Genomic DNA, 16,710 nt, shown 5'->3' with positions numbered 1-16,710 from the left:
TCTGGGAAATGGAAAGGAAGAACTACACGGACGAGTTCCGGCGGCGGACAGTGGATCTGTACGAATCCACGACCGGTGCGACGTTGAACGCAATCGCCTCCGACCTCGGTATCTTCCGTGGTGTACTGCGAGGGAACCACGGCTGCGGGCGCGGTGTCGACGCCGCCAGCTAGGTGTTCTTCCCACTGACGTTGTGGACGCGATCGATGGGTGAGAGGCCTCCGATGCCGGTGTGGGGGTCGGTGATGATTGTAGTGGTGCAGCCGCCAGGCGGGGTAGCTGGCGGCTCGCAGGCCGTATTCAACTCGTCGTTGCAACACCGACCTCAGCGAGGTGTTCAATGGGAGTCCGTGCAAGACAGAAACGGGTTCAAGCGTATCGGGGACAGATCGTGTCGCCAGGGCGTCCGACCGTGGCCTGGAGACAGGACCGCGTAAAGTTCTGGCAGGCTATCGCACAGGGAGCAAAGACCCGAGAAGCAGGCGATGCAGCGAATGTATCCGAGCCAGTCGCCCACCGTTGGTTCCGGCATGCTGGTGGTGTGAATCCACAGTTGTCCCCGACCGTGTCAGGACGGTATATCTCCTCGTCAGAGCGAGAAGACAGCGCGTTATGGCGAGCCCAGGAAATCGGTATCCGAGAAATCGCTCGTCGATTGGGCCGCAGCCCTTCGACGATCTCACGAGAGCTGCGACGTAACGCCTCGACGAGAACGTATCACCTGTCGTACAAGGCCTCGACTGCCCAGTGGCACGCTGAACGCCGTGCCCGGCGTCCGAAGATAGCGAAATTGGCAACCCACGGCCAACTGCGCCAGTATGTCCAGGACAAACTCAGCGGTGGCATTGTCACTGCTGATGGCGAGATCATCGGCCCCGAAGGGCCGGCATGGGATGGGAAAGAACAAACCCCACCGTGGGGACCGCGAATGGGTCACAGCGTGGAGTCCGCAGCAGATCGCGAATCGGTTGCCGGTGGACTTCCCTGATGATCCGACGATGAGGATTTCGCATGAAGCGATCTACCAGGCTCTTTAACTCGAGTCCCGCGGTGGCCTTGACCGCAGACAGTCATGGCACCTTCGTAGAGGCCGTACCAAGCGGATGCCCCGAGCGCGGACGCGTCAGCAGAGGTGGGCACACGTCACAGCCGAGACCGTGCTGTCCAAGCGGCCAGAAGAGGCCGAGGACCGCAAGATTGCCGGCCATCGGGAAGGAGATCTGATCATCGGTTTGAAACGTTCAGCAGTGGCCACCTTGATCGAGCGCTCCACCCGATACGCAATACTCGTTCACTTACCGCGACAAACCGGATATGGGCTCATTCCGCCGAAGAAGAATGGGCCCGCATTGGCTGGCTATGTGGCAATGACGATGAAGGACGCGCTGATCAAGGCGATGATTCCCGTACCACCGCCTTTGCGTCGATCGCTGACCTGGGACCACCGCAAGGAGATCTCAGCCCACGCACTGTTCACTGAAGCCACGAAGACCCCGGTTGTCTTTCGCCGATGCCAAGAGTCCGTGGCAACGCGGCGGCAACGAGCACCTCAACGGGCTACTGCGCCACTACCTTCCGAAAGGTACTGATCTCTCCCGGTGGAGTGCCGCGGAGATCGCTGCGATAGCGACAGGGATCAATAACCGGCCACGCGGCATCCTCGGATGGAAAACGCCTGCAGAGGCCTTTGAAGACCAGCTACGCTTAGTCCAACAACCAACTGTTGCGACGACCAGTTGAATACGGCCAGTATCGCAGCCGAAAGATGCTCCGCGCCCTGGCCTGTCACCGCATATGGTCGGATCCATGAGAAGAGTCGGCTCCAGCGGAGACAACGCCGCCAATGAATCGTTCTTCGCGCTGCTGCACAACAACGTCCTCGACCGCTGCTCCTGGACCACGTGTGAGCAGCTGCGCATCGCGATCGTGACCTGGATCGAGCGAACCTACCACCGGCGTCGACGCCAGATCCGCTTGGTCCGTTGGACGCCTATCGAGTTTGAGACCAAAATGACCAAAGATGTCGCACTCGCGGTGTGACTAACAACTGTCACCTATCCGTGCAGCAGACCTTTCCGCGTCCGCCCAACAAATGGGTGTCAGATCAGTGTGCGGCTGTTACTCGGGGTTGCCATCGACCCATTCAATGGAGTGGAAGTCGGTGTTGCCAAGGAACAGCTTCAGGGTCGCCGCTGCTGATTTCTGTCCATTGCTGCTGTTCCAGAACATGGTGACAGACTCGTCGCGTTCCGGGAACGTAATGAAAAACGCTCGCCTTGTCCCATTGTCTCCCCAATGCCACACGGCTGGTCCCAGATTGCTCTCCTCCAAGCCGACTCCCAATCCCCAGGAAATATAAGGATCCGCAGGACTTGGTGGAGTTTGGTTTGCGTCAGAGGAGGGCGACAACCATTCTTCGTGGATCTTCTTGCTCAGTCCTTCCCCATCAACTATTGCTCGCTGAATGAAGGAAGTGTAGTCGAGGCCTGTGGTCAGCAGCGTATAGGCGTCATTTCCATGCCGGTATTCACTCAGCTTTCCTGGTACGCCATTCTCATCGTGACCGACTGTCATGAGGGGAACGTCTTCATCGCGAAAAACAAGCGAGGAATGGCTCATGCCGAAAGGCGTGAAAACTTCGTCCCTGAGAATATCCGCGAAGTCCTTGTTTTCAAGATGCTCGACGACTTGCTGCAGTAAAAAGAATGCGTCGCCCGAGTATCCGTACTTGGTACCTGGTGTCCACTGAGGCGTCAGCTCCGAGTTCGCATCTCCCGGGGTTCCTGCCCAGTTGGGTAGACCAGTCGTATGGTTGAGAACCATACGTGCGGTTATCATCTGGGCCTCGGAATTGTTGGCGATTCTGGGGGATTGGTAGTAATTCCAGAGGGGAGTGTCCAGATCAAGTTCGCCGGAATCAACGCGTTTCAGAAACGCATACGAACTGACTACTTTCGTGAGTGATGCCGCTTGGAACATCGTGTTCTCAGAGACCGGGGTTTCGAGATCTAGGCGTGCAGTACCAATCGCGTAGCTTTCCGTGAAGGAACCTTTTCTGTGAACCACCTGGGCTCCAGGAATGTTTTGACTGCCGAGGATGGATTTGAGCTGAAGTTCGGTAATTGCGTGATCGGCTGAGGTTGAAAGTGAGCTTGATCCGCTGCTGATGTTGCTAGAACTGGTGAATTCAAAAGCCTGGGCTGCAGGGATACAAAGCGAGGTAGCCAGTAGAATTGTGGCCATTGATGTTGTTGCTTGCCGACACCGAGTGCCGCGGGATCCGTCAAAGGACGAGGATTTTTTCAAGTGCTTCACGAACGCCTTCTTTTTCCTGTGAATGATGTGTGTATTGCAAAGTAAGTAAAAACTAATACTTTCTATTTGTCAATAGAAATTCGGCCTAGATCTATGTTTGGCAATGAAAACTCAAGGCTTTGCTACTGCATTTATTAGTCGATAGGTGCGGTGCGAGCTCTCTAACAAGCGATAAATGGCATGGGTGGTGCGTCCATCGGTGTCGCCTCCTAAGGTTCTTTCCAGTAGGCGTTCGTCGTCTATCCGGTACGCTGCGGACGAGACATCTTGATCCTGATCAATGGACCGGCGCGGCGAACTCGCAGTTATAACATGGGCACGCATCGAACCACTGCCGTCGCCCAAAGACGCTGGAAGGAGATGGCGTGACCAGCGGCAGAAAGTCAACGCACCATGCCGAGGAATCTGTACTTGGGGCTCCTGGGTAAGATTTTCCAAAGCGATGGAGTCCATGAGAGCCGCGTATGAGCTGTTCGGAGAATGGATTCCAGATGGTACCTGGGTCACGTCCTTTTGAGCAGTGCTCTTGTCAGCAGCTGGTTCGCCCCGGGTTCAAGGGAGGGTAGGAAACTGGAAAAGGAAACTCTCACATACCCCCTCAAGCACCCCCCCGGAGCTCAAACTACGTGCCATTGAACTCGTGCCTACGCCCAGTCAGATCCCTTCACCGTCTGCGGCGCGGTCACCCGCATCGCCGCAGAGCTCGGCGTGGGTTAAGGAAACGCTGCGCGTGTGGGTCCGCAAGCACAAAGAAACCGGGGCCGGCACCCCGGTCGAGTCGGTCGACCTGGAAACAGAAAACCGCCGGCTGCGAGCCGAACTCGCGGAAGCCAAACGCGCCAACGATATCCTGAAGAAGACCCCGGCTTTTTGTCGTAAGCGGAGCCAGGCCGCCCACAGAAATAATCGTCACCTTCATCGTCGACAACCGCGCACAATTCGGGGTCGAGCCCATCATCCGTGTCCTGGCTACCACCAGCGCGAAGATAGCCCCGAGTATGTATTACGCCCACAAATCACGGCCTACATCAACCCGGTCTATCCGGGACAAGCAGATCACCCGGGCGCTACGCCGCATCTTCGCGGACAACTACTCTTGCTACGGTGCCCGGAAACTCTGGGCGGAGAACATCCGCGAGAGCGCCTTCGGCCACATTGCCCGCTGCACCGGCCAACGCCTCATGGCCTCCGACGGCCTGGTGGGCATTCGCCGAAGGAAAAAAAGGCCCTCGACCCGTAGCGCGGACGCCGATCAGTCTCCGGTGGACCTGGTCGATCGCAACTTCGCCGTGACCGCGCCGAATATGTTGTGGGTCGCCGACATGACTTAAGTTCCCACTCTGGCCGGCTGGGTGTATGCGGCGTTTGTGTTGGACGCCTACTCGCGTGAGATCGTCGGTTGGCAGGTGACGAACCACATGCGGGCTTCGTTGGCCCGCGACGCCTTGGATATGGCCTTATCGGCGCGGCTTTTTGCTGGTGAGGACTTCTCCGAGGGTGATCCATCACAGCGACCGGGGAGTGCAAGGCTGATTCAATTGGTGGAGTCGAAGGTCGTGGCCTCGGTCGGATCCCGGGTTACTCCTACGACAACGCGATGGCCAAAGCGCTGGATTCGGTGTTCAAGGCCGAGCTAATTGACCGGCGGAGCCGGCCGACGTTGACGGATGTGATCGTGGCGACCTCGGCGTGGATCGGGTGGTACAACAACCGCAGGCTGCACTCCGCCCTGGCTCATCGCCCACCGAAGGAAGTTCATCAGGAATGGCAGACGCTTCAGGCCTACGCGGCCTGATCGACAAGTAAATCACCCTCCACAAAAACTCGGGGCTTGACAGACAGATCATTTCTGACCAAGTAGACACTGGGCCTGACCGTCACATTTAAGGTGTTCCGATGCTCGGAGAAATGCCGGATCAAGGAGGTGGATTAGTCGCCTTGCATTGTCAACAAGTTTAAGCAGTGCCGCTGTCGGCATTCCATAGTCGCGATGAAATGCTAACAATGAGGCAGATCAACGGACTCGACTTCCGACCACTAGCCTACTGTTGTTCGAGCTTTTACCAGACAATGAGAAGGATTGGAGATACATCTATCGATAGGAGTCAGATGTGGTTTCAGTGCTTTTGATTCACAATTCCTGAATTAGAAGGTCCCTCGCAGCCCTCCGATCAGCCTTCAACCCCGCTGTCCTGGGGATCTCATCCACCTGGCGCATGATGGAGGGAATGGCGAAACTGGGCAGGCTCGTGCGCAGTTCCGCGGTGAGCTGGGAGGGGGCAATCGTGCGATCGGCAACATAGAGGGCTCCCGCGACCTCGCCGTAGAGCTCGTCGTCAATGCCGACAACACAGGCATCCGTGATGCCCGCGATGTTGCTCAGTGCCTCCTCCACCACATGCGGGTAGATCTTCTCACCGCCGCGGTTGATCTGATCCTTCTTCCTATCCACCACATGCAGGAAACAGTGCTCATCCAGAAAGCCCAGATCCCCGGTGGGTAGCCAATCCACCGTGTCCAACCGGCCATCCCCGGTGATGTAACCCAGGCACACGGTGGAACCCCGGACCTCAATCTCACCGACCTCACCGCTGTTCACCTCGCACCGACGGTCATCCACAATGCGCAGCTCAACGCCGGGGATCGGCCACCCCGAGGCACCGATGAGCTCAGAACCACCCGCATCGACCGGAAAGATGCTCGCCGGCGAGGTGGTCTCCGTCAGCCCATAAATCGTTCTGAACTCGGCGTGCGGGAGCTTCTCCTTCAACCGGAGGATTCGCGAGGTAGGCATGACTGCCGCACCGCAGGCGAGAATCCTGATGGACGGGATCTCGCACCCCGTCGGCCAGGAACGCAACAACAGCTCAAACACGGTGGGGGAGGCATGCACATAGGTGGCACGCACCTCACGCGCCCACAGCAGAAAACGCTCGGGGTGGAAGCGACGCTGCAGATAGAGCGTGCAGCCTGTCAGGGTGAACTGCGCAATGATCGCCACCACACCGGTGACGTGGTACAGCGGCACACCAAAGATCAGACGGTCGGTATGACCGAGGGCAAACACTCGTTCATAGGTCATGGCCGCCTGGATGATGTTGTCATTCGAAATGGCCACAGTTTTCGGTCTGCTCGAGGTGCCGGAGGTGAACATCATGAGGGCCAGGTCATTGCCATGTACGTCGACGTCAGGAAGCTGCGCATGAGCGGGCTCCATCACCATCTCCTGGATCTCCGGAATGGTGATGGTGGGGCAACCGCAATCCCGTAGGAGGCTACGCCTATCGGGTTCCACAATCACCATGTCGGGCCGTGAGTGTGCCACCAGTTCCATTAATGCTGCGGACTTTAGCTTTCCGGGCAGCATCACCGCCACCGCCCCCAGCCTGCTCAGCGCATAGAGGGCGAGGCAGAACTCCACGGAGTTGTCCAGGAGCAGTCCCACCTTGGAACCCGGGGACACGGAGAGGTGGGAAAACCTGCCGGCCAACTGCAGGGACCGTGCCTTCAACTGTGCAAAGGTGTAGCTCTCCCCGTGCTCCAGCACCACGGCCGGCTTATCCGGGAACCGTGAGGCGCTGATATCAAGGGCCTCAAAGAGAGTGGCGGGGACACCCGTGAAGGAACCCAGCGCGGGATCGAATCCGATGCCCCGTTGATCCCTGGCCATGACATTCTCAGGCCATAAGTCTGTACCGCTGATCATCGTGTCTCTCCGCCTCCTTCTACGACCTGCTGTGTGCTGCGAGAATGTGGCAGACCATGGCACTGGCCTCGCGGAGGTTTCCCTGCGCCCCGGCAAGCGCTCCCGCGAGATCGCCCACACTGCGATTGATGGGAATGACGGCATCGAAAAGTTCGGGGAGCAGCTTCTGGGCACCCTCATCCACCAATCCACCGAAGGCGAACGCTCGGGCACCTCGTTTCCTCGCCAGTTCCGCCACCCGAGCGGGGCCTTTCCCCACCGCAGTCTGGGCATCGATCTTCCCCTCTCCGGTGAAGACGATGCAGTCCTCATCGCACTGCCCGGAGAAGTCCACCAGATCAAGAATGAGATCCGCGCCGGGAGTAATCGTGGCATCGAAGAAGGCGAGAAGTCCCGTTGCCAGGGCACCGGCGGCACCAGCCCCGGGGTGCTCACCAATCGCCCGGCCGGAGGCCTCCTCCAGAGCGGTGACCCAGCGCCCGATAGCAGTATCAAGTGCGGGCAGATCCTCCAGTTGCGCACCCTTCTGCGGCCCGAAGACGTACGTCGCCCCCTCTGGCCCGGTGGCCGGGGAGGTGACATCACTGGCGATGACGATCTCCACCTCCTGCCAGCGCGGATCCACTGCGGACCAGTCCACGGATGTGCACTGTTGGAGTCCTCGTGGTGTCGCGGGCAGCGGGGATCCTGCGGAATCGAGCACCCGAACACCGAGTGCATGGAGCATTCCGGCTCCTCCATCATTGGTCACCGAACCCCCTAGGCCCAGGATGATCCTCTGCGCACCCATATCCAGGGCTGTCTGCAGCAGTTGCCCCACCCCGAAGGAGCAGGCCCTCCAGATATCGCGACTGGCCGCAGGTATCAGATGGATACCGATTGCCTCAGCTACCTCGATGATGGCTGTCCCGGAGTCGGGGGCATAGCCGAAGGCCGCGGTGGTCTCCATACCGAGCGGCCCTCTCACCTGGACTCGGTGAATCTCGCCTCCCAGTGCTTGGGTGATTACTTCGCAGGTGCCTTCACCACCGTCGGCAATGGGGATGAGCCGAATATCTGCGTCCACGAACACTCTTTCAATTCCTGCTGCCATGGCAAGGGCAGCCTGGGACGCGGAGAGCGATTCCTTGAAGGAATCCGGTGCAATAATGAATCTCATGGTGAGGGCCTTTTCTACGGGTGCTAGCAGCGGAGCTATGAGCTCACTCGGATGATGGCAGCAACAGCCTGGCCGCCACCGATGCACATGGTGACCAGACCGTACTCACCACCGGTCCGCCGCAGATTAATCAGGGTGCGCAGCGCCAGGATCGACCCTGTCGCCCCCACCGGGTGCCCGAGCGCGATCGCCCCACCCAGTGGATTGACCTTCGCCGGATCCATGCCCACATCGCGGATCACCGCGACAGCCTGCGCGGCGAAGGCCTCGTTGAGTTCGATCCAGTCGATTTGATCAAGACTCAGACCAGCCTTGGACAGGACCCGTTCGGTGGCCAGCCTGGGGGCGTAACCCATGATCTCCGGACGGATGCCCGCCTTGGCAAACGCCACCAGCTCACCGATGGGCGCGAGGCCATCGGCCCGGGCCGTGGACTCAAGCGAAAGCACCAGGGCTGCCGCGGCATCATTGATCCCGGAGGAATTCCCTGCGGTGACGGTCCCGCCCTTCACAAAGGCCGGACGCAGTGCCGCGAGTTTGTCCGCGGTGCTGTTCGGCCGGAGGTGCTCATCCCTGGCAAAGGTTACGGTCTCGCGTTTCCGGGGAACCTCAATGGGTGCGATCTCAGCGTCGAAAAGCCCGGCTTCCTGAGCTTGTGCGGCCCTTAACTGGGATTCGAGGGCGAAGGCGTCCTGCTCCTCCCGGGAGATGCCGAACTCGGTGGCCACCGCCTCAGCGGTGTTACCCATCGGGTACTGCCCAAAGGGATCGGTGACCAGTGATTTGGTGCCGTCGATGACAGTGCGGTCGCCGAGTCGCCAGCCGTCCCGGGCGTGGTAGTCGAGGAAAGGCTGGAGCGACATGTTCTCCGCACCTCCGGCCACCACATACCTGGAATCTCCCGACTGAAGTTCCAGTGCGGCCGATTGAATCGCCTGCAGTCCGGAACCGCAGAGGCGATTGACGGTCATCGCGGTGGAATCCTCACGGGCCCCGGCACCCAGCGCGATTCGCCGAGCCAAAAACGCTTCCTCGCCCACTTGGCCGACGCAGCCGATGATCACCTCATCGATTGTCTCTGCCGTAACCCCGGCATTGATCAGTGCCGCCGTCATGGCGTGGGTGCCCAGCTGGTGTGTCGGGACGCCGGAGAGGGATCCACCGAAGGTGCCCACCGCGGTGCGGTCACCGCCGAGGAATACGACCTTATTGTCAGACATTTTCAGAACTCCTTAAGAATTGTGAGGTTCAGGGGTGAGGGTGAATGGAATGCGCTCCAGCGCATCAGTGGCCTCGGGGGAATCATCGGCCTCAATGAGCGTCCATCCCTGTGCGGTGAACCGCAGTAGGTAGAACTCGGTGGCCAGAAAGACCCGGCTGCCCTTGTTCAGGGCATGCTTCCCGGAGAAGCTCACCTGGGAAACCTCGCCCACATACTTGGTGTACTTACCGCCCGCGGACATGAGGAAGCAGATGGTTTTGGCACCGTCGACGATGTCCATGAAGCCACCGCAGCCGATGGCCTTGCCCCCGAGGTGGGAGACATTGACATCGCCTGAGGCATCGACCTGGCCGGCGCCCATGAAGGTGATGTCCACGCCGCCACCGTTGTAGAAATCCATCTGCTGCGGATGCCCGATGATGGCCTCCGGGTTGATGGAGCAGCCGAAATCAACCACCCCGAGCGGAAGCCCACCATACGTACCCGACTCGACGGTGAGGTGGACGTCCGCGAGCAATTCGGCCTTGGCCAGCGCCTTGCCGACGGTATCGGCGGGGATGCCGGTGCCCACGTTGATCACGTCGCCGCTGTTGACCAGGGTGACGCCCCGCGCACCCACAGCCAGGCGGTGCTCCGGAGTCTCCTGGAGGGCGAAGGCCTCCTCAAGCTTCTCAGGCGCCATGTGTCCGGAGATCACCTCCGCATCGAACTCGGGGAAGCTGTGGGATTGGCGGTGGTGGGCTGCGGCATCAGTGGTGACGAAGGCGTAATCCACCAGCGGTGCCGGGACGACCACCTCGCGGGCTGTGATGCCACCGGGCTCGACCACGGCCTTGACCTGGGCGATGACGATGCCGCCGGAGTTGTGGGTGGCCTGGGCGATGGCCAGTGCGTCAAGTCCCGACGCCTCCTCGCGGTGGCTGAGGTTGCCGTTGGAATCGATCGCGTCCCCGCGGATGATGGCCACGTTCAGCGGGAAGCTCTTGTACAGCAGGTATTCCTCGCCGTAGAGCTCGATGAGGTCCACATATTCCGTGGCCCCCACATTGTCCTCGGCCAGTTGGTTGATGCGACCGGCCCCGTTGCGGGGATCGATGTAGGTGCCGATTCCCACCGTGGACAGCTGCCCCGGGCGCCCGGCGGCGATGGTCCGGAACAGGGTGGACAGCTGTCCCTGCGGCAGGCAGACACCCTCCGCTTCATTGTTGCCCAGCAGCTCGCCCATCGGGGGGTTGAGTCCCCAGTGGGACCCGATTACCCGCTTGACCAGGCCCTTGTGGGCCACACGGGCGAGGCCCTCCACACGGTTGGATTGGCCCGCCGCGTGCACCCAGGTCAGATCGCGCGGTTCATTCCTGGACAGAAAGGAATCCTCGATCGCCTTGAGGGCCTCATCGGCTACTCCCATGAGCGTCATCCCGTCGGTGACCACGGTATCGCCGTTGTGGATGAGCGACGGTACCTCGGCGGCGTGGATCATCGTTGTCACAGCTTGTAGCCTCCGCCGATGTTGATGACCTCGCCGGTGAGGTAGGAGGCATCGTCGGAGGCGAGGAAAGCCACCAGGTTCGCCACATCCTCGGGCTCACCGGGCCGGCCGAGGGGGATCTTGGCCAGCTGATCGTTGAAGATCTTCTCCGGGATCGCCCTGGTCATCTCCGTGAGGATAAAGCCGGGGCAGATGGCGTTGGCGGTGACGTTCTTGAAGGCCAGTTCCTTGGAGATGGAGCGGGTCAGCGACACCACCCCTCCCTTGGCCGCCGCGTAGTTGGTCTGGCCGATATTGCCCATCCAGGAGGCGGAAGCCACGTTGACGATGCGTCCGTATTCGTTGGTGCGCATGTGTGTTCCCACCTCGCGGCACATGTAGAACACACCGGAGAGGTCAACTGCGAGCACGGAATCCCACTGTTCATCGGACATTTTGTGCAGCATGGCGTCACGGTTGATGCCTGCGTTGTTAACAAGAATGTCGATCCGGCCGAGTTCGGCGATGAGATCAGCGACCGTGCTGCGCACCGCATCCGGCTTCGCGACGTTAAGGGAGACTGCGATGGCACCGTTGCCGCACAGCTCGGCGGTCTCCTGCGCCGCCTCAAGGTTGACGTCGGCAACAACGACACGGGCTCCCCGCCCCGCCAGTTTGAGCGCGATTCCTCGGCCGATGCCCCTGGATGCACCTGTGACGATGGCATTCTTGTTTTCAAAGGGGGTGTAGATCATCTGATCTCCTAGATCCGGTCAGTGGCTCCCGCAGGAACCACCGACATGAAGTTTGTGTGGGTGAATGGTGATGGGGTTGTCGATCTTCCCGCCCCCGGCGAGCTGGAGAATCTTCGCGATGGAACTGCGTGCCATCTTTTCGGTGGGTTGCACGATCGTTGTCAGATCGAGAAAGGGGTGCTGGGTGCCGGCGATGCCGTCGAAACCGACGATCGCAATATCGCCCGGTACCGATACCCCCGCGAGAGCCAGGCGGTTGATGAGGCCGGTGGCGATGGCATCAGCGCCGCAGACCACCACCTGCGGGAGCGTCCTGCTCTCCAGCAGATACTCGGCGGCGATATCCCCACCGAGCACATTCAGACTGGTGGACATGATGCTTGTCTTCGGGATGCGAAGCCCTCCAGCTTTCGCGGCGGCGAGGAACCCTTCGATTCTCCGGCTCGTCGCATAGGAGGCGAACCCTCCCGTGGCGATGGCGATGTCGGTGTATCCATGTGAAATCACATGCGCCATGAGCTCGTAGCCGGCCCTGAAGTCGTCGATCCCGTCGAAGGGAATGTCTGCGAGCTGGGGAACGCGCCGGGACAACAGCACGATTGGGGTGCGCCGGGTACGCAGATCCCGGACCAGGCCACCATCACCGATGTTGAGTGTGGTCAGGATGATCCCCTTGACGCCGTGCTGTGTCATGGCCTCGGCGGCCTTCGCGATCGCCTCCGGACTATCCGCGCTATGGGAGAGCAGGAGTTCAACCGACTGCTCCCGTGCTGTCCTGGTCGCCGCGGTCGCGATATTGGCATAGAAGGGATTGCCCAGATCCGCGAGGATCATTCCGATGGACCCGATGGAGGTGTTATCCAGGTCCTTGGTGATCAATCCCCTCCGGCGTGCCTCCATCAGAATCTTCGTGCGCAGGGCGGGGGAGACACCGGGTTTGCCGTTGAGGGCATAGCTCACGGCGGCCCGCGATACACCAAGGTCGCGTGCCAGGTCAGCGAAGGTCGATGCAGCGATGTGATGCTGATCAAGTGAAGACATTGACTGTTTCCTAACTCACGTTTCCTGGTGTGCGATAATCTTCACAAAGGGTAGGTCAGTTAAGCAATTGTTAAGTAAAAGCGGCTGTGACGTGCGGTTCCAATGCCCCATGCCCTGCCCCGGGGCGGGGGCAGGGCACGGGGCATCAACGGGGGGAGACGTGCTACGCGGGCACCTGGCTGCCCCTCTTGCCTGTCGAATGAACAATGGGCGGCTGTTTGACAAAGATCTGGATGATCGCGCCGAGAAGCGCGCACGCGGCCATGAACATGAAGGTGTATACGTAGCCGGTCGAGGAATCCCAGCCACCGCCGAGGCCGACAAGGCGTCCCATGATGATCGGGGAGAGACCGCCACCGATGAACATCGCGGTGGTGATCACTCCGTTGGCGGTGGAGGTGCCGCCCTCGGGAGCGGCGTCGGAGGCTGCGGCATAGTAGATCGGCCACACCGCGTTGGCCACCAGGCCAAAGGCGAGCTGCACCACGACGACGATGAGGGAGGTGGTGGCGAAGTAGAGACACCCTACGCTAATGGCCATCCACACACCGCAGACGATGATGGTGACCTTGCGGCCGATGATGTCGGACAGGGTCGGCCAGAGCACCTGGCCGATGATGCCGGTGAAGGCGAACACTACGCTCATCGCCGCAGATTCCGCCATGGACAACCCGACCACGTTGTAGAGGTAGAGCGGGAGAACGGTGTTCACACCCATGTAGACGATCTGGGTGAGCAGGGTGGTGCCGGCCGTGGCGGTGACGCGCGGGTTGGCCAGTACCTTCTTCAGCAGGCCACGGGGTCGGTCCGCGCCTCCGGTGACAATGTCCGGCGGCGTGAGCCCCTTGGCGGTGATATCGGCGTACAGCGTGTCAATCTTGTCCGCGGTGGAGTACTTCACCCAGAACAGCATGACGGGCACGGCGACGATGAGGGTGAAGAAGAACGCGTAGGACCATCCCGCGCTTCCGAACCAGGTCAGCGCTGCGGCGGCACCGATGCCCGACAACAGGGAGCCGATGGGGTAGCCGGTGTGGTGGACACCGAGGGCGAATCCGCGACGTTCCTTGGGCCACCATTCCGCGGTGTTGCTGACACCGACCGGTTCCGCCCAGCCCGAGCCGAGGTTGACGCCGAAGCGCAGCGCGAAGAAGGTGACGATATTGTGGCTGAGGAACTTGAATCCCGAGATGAAGGAGAGCGTGGCAACTCCGATGATCAACGGAACCTGGAACTTGGCGCGCTTGTGCCCGCCGCCGTACTTATCGCTCAATGCGGAGCCGGGAATAGGCAGAATGGCCAGTGCGATCATGATGAATGCGGCCATGACACCCCAGGCGTCGGGGGAGAGGTTGAAGGTTTTGGAGATGGATGGTCCGAGACGCAGGACAATCTCCCGGTCATAGGCGTTGAGAACCCAGATAACCCAGCAGACGACCAGTGACACCCAGGAGTAGCGGTGGATCTGTTTCATTGATTGAAGAGCTTTGGACACCTGTCAGCCCTCCCCTGCGCCGAAGCGTGGTTCCGCGATGCCCGTGACACCGGTTCCGGTGATAGCGAACAGTGCGCCACGCAGCTGGCCATCCTCGGGGAAGCGGGGAAGAGGCGGCTTTGCCATGGATGTGGCGTAGAGGATATCCAGATTCGGGCCGCCAAACGCCAGGCTCGTTGTTTTGAGAACCGGCATGTCGATGGTGCGGTCGATGGCTCCGTCGGGGGCATAGCGAACGATCTTTCCGCTGTAGACCAGTGCCTGCCAGAGGAATCCCTCGGAATCGACGGTGGCACCGTCAGCGGCTCCGCCCTGGGAGGTATCAACCTCTGCAAAGACGGACCGGTTACTGGCACTCCCGGTGGTGGGATCGTAATCGTACTTCCAGATCTCCCCGGTCCAGGTATCACAGAAATACAGCAGGGTGCCGTCTGGACTGAAGCATGGCCCGTTGGAGCAGATGATGTCCTCGTCCAGGATGCTCAGCCCGCCGGCCTCGGTATACGAGTACAAGTGACCCAGTGGATCCTCCTCGAGCATGTCCATGGACCCGACGACAAACCGTCCCTGCCGGTCAACCTTGCCGTCGTTTAGCCGGGTCCTGGTTTTGTTCTCACCGGTCTCTGCAAGGAGAGTCTTCTCCCCGGTTTCGATATCTATGCGGTAGAGACCGCTCTTGAGCGCGGCCAGAAATGCGGAGCCATCCTGGTAGAGAGCCATGGAGCCGATGGGCTCGCCGACCTCCCATGCGCGTAGCTCTGTTCCTCCCGGGGTGGCGCGAAAAATTCGGCCGTCGGTGCTGTCTATCCAGTGAAGCCTCTGGGATGGGGCATCCCAGACGGGTCCCTCGCCCAGAGTGGTCTTGATGTCCAACAGGACATCGATTTTCGGTTGCATTGTCCAGTCTCCTCACAACGAACGGATGGGATCAAGGCTTGGCTCTGTGATGGTCCAAGTGATCTGATCGACTCTACAAATAGGATGTGCCCCAAGGCACATGATGTAGGTGTGTGGAAGATCATCGTCCCCGCCACATAGCGTAAGCAACCGTTAAGCGGGCCGTCCTCTCGTGAGTGGTGACCCGGCAGGGTCGAATCCGTTGGGTGTGAGATTGGCAGGCGGTAGAACCCAGTCGGCGAGCCTAGGAAACCTTTTGTTCTGCTTCCCGTGCCTTGGGTGCTGCCCCCGTCAGAGAATCAGGGTCAATCCCGAGGCGGTCATCGCGGCGGCGCCACCAGGCGGAGAGGACGGAGCCGGAGATGTTGTGCCAGACGCTGAAGAATGTGGAGGGGATGGCCACGATCGGATCGCCGGCGAAGGCCCGGAGCGCGAGGGTGGCACCGAGGGCGGAGTCCTGCATGCCCACCTCGAAGGTGATGGCTTTTTGCTGCGCGTAGCGGAATCCCTGGGGGTAGACCAGGTGCATGAGGCGGCTGAAGAGGTAGCCCAGTGCGTAGCCGAGGAGGTTGTGCAGCATGACCACGGGGATGAGCAGGGCGGTTTCCCTGCTGATCAGCTTGCTGTGGTTGGCGGCGACGACGACGCCGATGATGAGCAGGATCGCGAGTTGGGAGACCGCGGGGAGAACCGGGGTGACCTTGTGCACCTGGCTGGAGAACAGGGTGTGCACGGTGACGCCGGCGATAATCGGGATGACCACGATCTGGAGTGCGGTGAGGAAGATCTTCTCGGTGGGGATCTCCACGTACTGGCTGGCCAGTGCCTGCATGAGAACCGGGATGGCGAAGGGTGCACACAGGGTGGACAGGAGTCCGATGGAGACGTCGAGGGCGACGTCGCCGCGGGAGAGAAAGGACATCACGTTCGAGGAGGTGCCTGAGGGGCAGCAGCCGACGAGGATGACACCGACGGCCAGCATGCCGTCGAGCTGGAAGACCCAGCAGAGGAACACCGCCAGCAGCGGCATGATCAGGTAGTGCGCGATGGTGCCCACGATGACCATGAGGGGCATTTTGAATATGCGCTTGAAGTCATCGAGCCCGAGTGTCAGACCCATGCCGAAGAGCACGATGCTGAGCAGGTAGTTGGTGTAGCTCTTCGCCCAGAGGCTGACATCGGGGAGGAAGTAGTTGAGTATGGCCCAGGCGACAACGATGAGTGTGAACCATTTGGTCATCCACCCGCCGAATCTCGAGATTGTCTTCATTGGATCTGTCCTTGTGTGCACGCCGCGTCCGGGGGAGGGCGGCGTCGATAAGCTTCTTCAAACAAACAGGGGATGCCTCGGTGCACGTGGGCGGAGATCGCAAGCCGGTGTCGTGGTGCGGCAGGGGTTTGCTCATTGTGGGGGCATCCTCACCGTGGGGGATGTGCATCCTCAGGCGGTGAAAATACGTCGCAGGTGAACGGCGCTAGATACGACCTTACTCCCGGGGTGCGTGGCCGATGGAAGGGAGGTGGGCGTGGAGTCGGCAGAGGGCCATCGTTGGTGCCTTGTGACTCTCCGGATGATGGGGGAGGCTCCGCCCGCGCAGGTGGAAGGACCCATCGAAAAATCCCACTGCCACCTCTATCCCGGTGCACACACC

General features: G+C 60.5%; 13 protein-coding genes, 3 pseudogenes and 1 other annotated feature. Of the genes and pseudogenes, 6 read left to right on the top strand and 10 right to left on the bottom strand.

All coding sequences use genetic code 11. From position 1 onward, the window contains the following. Positions 1 to 8: 8 nt before the first annotated feature. The 3 pseudogenes from B7E02_RS14160 to B7E02_RS12175 all read left to right on the top strand — a co-directional run. Positions 9 to 134, top strand: a pseudogene (locus B7E02_RS14160) (transposase); the annotation flags it as partial. 206 nt (positions 135 to 340) lie between these two features. Then, positions 341 to 1,740, top strand: a pseudogene (locus B7E02_RS12180) (IS30 family transposase). A 7-nt stretch (positions 1,741 to 1,747) separates the two neighbouring features. Next, a pseudogene (locus B7E02_RS12175) lies at positions 1,748 to 2,040 on the top strand (IS3-like element ISAar45 family transposase); the annotation flags it as partial. A gap of 78 nt (positions 2,041 to 2,118) precedes the next feature. On the opposite strand, the gene B7E02_RS12170 reads toward B7E02_RS12175, so the two are convergent. Continuing rightward, entirely contained in the window at positions 2,119 to 3,243 is a 1,125-nt protein-coding gene (locus B7E02_RS12170; RefSeq protein ID WP_080796433.1) for a serine hydrolase domain-containing protein, read from the bottom strand. Positions 3,244 to 4,178: 935 nt separating this feature from the next. After that, positions 4,179 to 4,310: a sequence feature (AL1L pseudoknot), on the top strand. Between the two features lie 3 nt (positions 4,311 to 4,313). Here B7E02_RS12170 and B7E02_RS12160 point away from each other — a divergent pair. The 3 genes from B7E02_RS12160 to B7E02_RS12155 are packed head-to-tail and all read left to right on the top strand — an operon-like array spanning position 4,314 to position 5,110. Continuing rightward, positions 4,314 to 4,646, top strand: a complete 333-nt coding sequence (locus B7E02_RS12160; protein ID WP_080796430.1) for an IS3 family transposase — start codon at positions 4,314 to 4,316, stop codon at positions 4,644 to 4,646. Positions 4,647 to 4,667: 21 nt separating this feature from the next. Further along, positions 4,668 to 4,952: a DDE-type integrase/transposase/recombinase gene (locus tag B7E02_RS14955; RefSeq protein ID WP_425429800.1), complete on the top strand. Its 285-nt coding sequence runs from the start codon at positions 4,668 to 4,670 to the stop codon at positions 4,950 to 4,952. Beyond that, a complete protein-coding gene (locus B7E02_RS12155) occupies positions 4,853 to 5,110 on the top strand; it encodes an integrase core domain-containing protein (protein ID WP_425429808.1) in 258 nt (85 codons plus the stop codon). Before B7E02_RS14955 ends, B7E02_RS12155 begins: the two co-directional genes overlap by 100 nt. Before the next feature lie 336 nt (positions 5,111 to 5,446). Here B7E02_RS12155 and B7E02_RS12150 read toward each other — a convergent pair whose 3' ends face one another. The 9 genes from B7E02_RS12150 to B7E02_RS12110 form a co-directional block, all read right to left on the bottom strand. Continuing rightward, complete coding sequence (locus B7E02_RS12150; protein ID WP_179129721.1) at positions 5,447 to 7,021, bottom strand: class I adenylate-forming enzyme family protein; 1,575 nt, start codon at positions 7,019 to 7,021, stop codon at positions 5,447 to 5,449. Positions 7,022 to 7,040: 19 nt separating this feature from the next. Continuing rightward, positions 7,041 to 8,180 carry a glycerate kinase family protein gene (locus tag B7E02_RS12145; protein WP_080796425.1) on the bottom strand — a complete coding sequence of 380 codons (1,140 nt, stop codon included), beginning with the start codon at positions 8,178 to 8,180 and terminating at the stop codon, positions 7,041 to 7,043. Between the two features lie 35 nt (positions 8,181 to 8,215). Then, complete coding sequence (locus B7E02_RS12140; protein ID WP_080796423.1) at positions 8,216 to 9,400, bottom strand: thiolase family protein; 1,185 nt, start codon at positions 9,398 to 9,400, stop codon at positions 8,216 to 8,218. A 12-nt stretch (positions 9,401 to 9,412) separates the two neighbouring features. Beyond that, complete coding sequence (locus B7E02_RS12135) at positions 9,413 to 10,882, bottom strand: CoA-transferase (RefSeq protein WP_080796421.1); 1,470 nt, start codon at positions 10,880 to 10,882, stop codon at positions 9,413 to 9,415. A 5-nt stretch (positions 10,883 to 10,887) separates the two neighbouring features. Further along, positions 10,888 to 11,625, bottom strand: coding sequence for a 3-oxoacyl-ACP reductase FabG (fabG, locus tag B7E02_RS12130; protein ID WP_080796419.1), 738 nt, complete (start codon positions 11,623 to 11,625; stop codon positions 10,888 to 10,890). A gap of 18 nt (positions 11,626 to 11,643) precedes the next feature. Beyond that, positions 11,644 to 12,666, bottom strand: a complete 1,023-nt coding sequence (locus B7E02_RS12125; protein WP_080796416.1) for a LacI family DNA-binding transcriptional regulator — start codon at positions 12,664 to 12,666, stop codon at positions 11,644 to 11,646. Positions 12,667 to 12,829: 163 nt separating this feature from the next. Continuing rightward, a complete protein-coding gene (locus B7E02_RS12120; RefSeq protein WP_245802269.1) occupies positions 12,830 to 14,161 on the bottom strand; it encodes an MFS transporter in 1,332 nt (443 codons plus the stop codon). Positions 14,162 to 14,164: 3 nt separating this feature from the next. Next, positions 14,165 to 15,058 (bottom strand): SMP-30/gluconolactonase/LRE family protein, encoded by an 894-nt coding sequence (locus tag B7E02_RS12115; protein ID WP_080796411.1) that lies wholly within the window; start codon positions 15,056 to 15,058, stop codon positions 14,165 to 14,167. A gap of 244 nt (positions 15,059 to 15,302) precedes the next feature. Further along, entirely contained in the window at positions 15,303 to 16,328 is a 1,026-nt protein-coding gene (locus B7E02_RS12110) for a bile acid:sodium symporter family protein (protein ID WP_080796409.1), read from the bottom strand. Positions 16,329 to 16,710: the final 382 nt, after the last annotated feature.

Source organism: Corynebacterium pacaense (assembly GCF_900169525.1).
Classification (GTDB): domain Bacteria; phylum Actinomycetota; class Actinomycetes; order Mycobacteriales; family Mycobacteriaceae; genus Corynebacterium; species Corynebacterium pacaense.
The sequence above is the reverse complement of the archived record's forward strand: the minus strand, read 5'-3'. Positions and strand labels throughout refer to the sequence as shown.

Bases quoted from the DNA above. Each gene is read 5' to 3' on its own strand.
- fabG (WP_080796419.1), bottom strand. From the start codon at position 11,625: ATGATCTACACCCCCTTTGAAAACAAGAATGCCATCGTCACAGGTGCA.
- B7E02_RS12135 (WP_080796421.1), bottom strand. From the start codon at position 10,882: ATGATCCACGCCGCCGAGGTACCGTCGCTCATCCACAACGGCGATACC.
- B7E02_RS12140 (WP_080796423.1), bottom strand. From the start codon at position 9,400: ATGTCTGACAATAAGGTCGTATTCCTCGGCGGTGACCGCACCGCGGTG.
- B7E02_RS12115 (WP_080796411.1), bottom strand. From the start codon at position 15,058: ATGCAACCGAAAATCGATGTCCTGTTGGACATCAAGACCACTCTGGGC.
- B7E02_RS12125 (WP_080796416.1), bottom strand. From the start codon at position 12,666: ATGTCTTCACTTGATCAGCATCACATCGCTGCATCGACCTTCGCTGAC.
- B7E02_RS12160 (WP_080796430.1), top strand. From the start codon at position 4,314: ATGTATTACGCCCACAAATCACGGCCTACATCAACCCGGTCTATCCGG.
- B7E02_RS12145 (WP_080796425.1), bottom strand. From the start codon at position 8,180: ATGAGATTCATTATTGCACCGGATTCCTTCAAGGAATCGCTCTCCGCG.
- B7E02_RS12150 (WP_179129721.1), bottom strand. From the start codon at position 7,021: ATGATCAGCGGTACAGACTTATGGCCTGAGAATGTCATGGCCAGGGAT.
- B7E02_RS12170 (WP_080796433.1), bottom strand. From the start codon at position 3,243: ATGGCCACAATTCTACTGGCTACCTCGCTTTGTATCCCTGCAGCCCAG.
- B7E02_RS12110 (WP_080796409.1), bottom strand. From the start codon at position 16,328: ATGAAGACAATCTCGAGATTCGGCGGGTGGATGACCAAATGGTTCACA.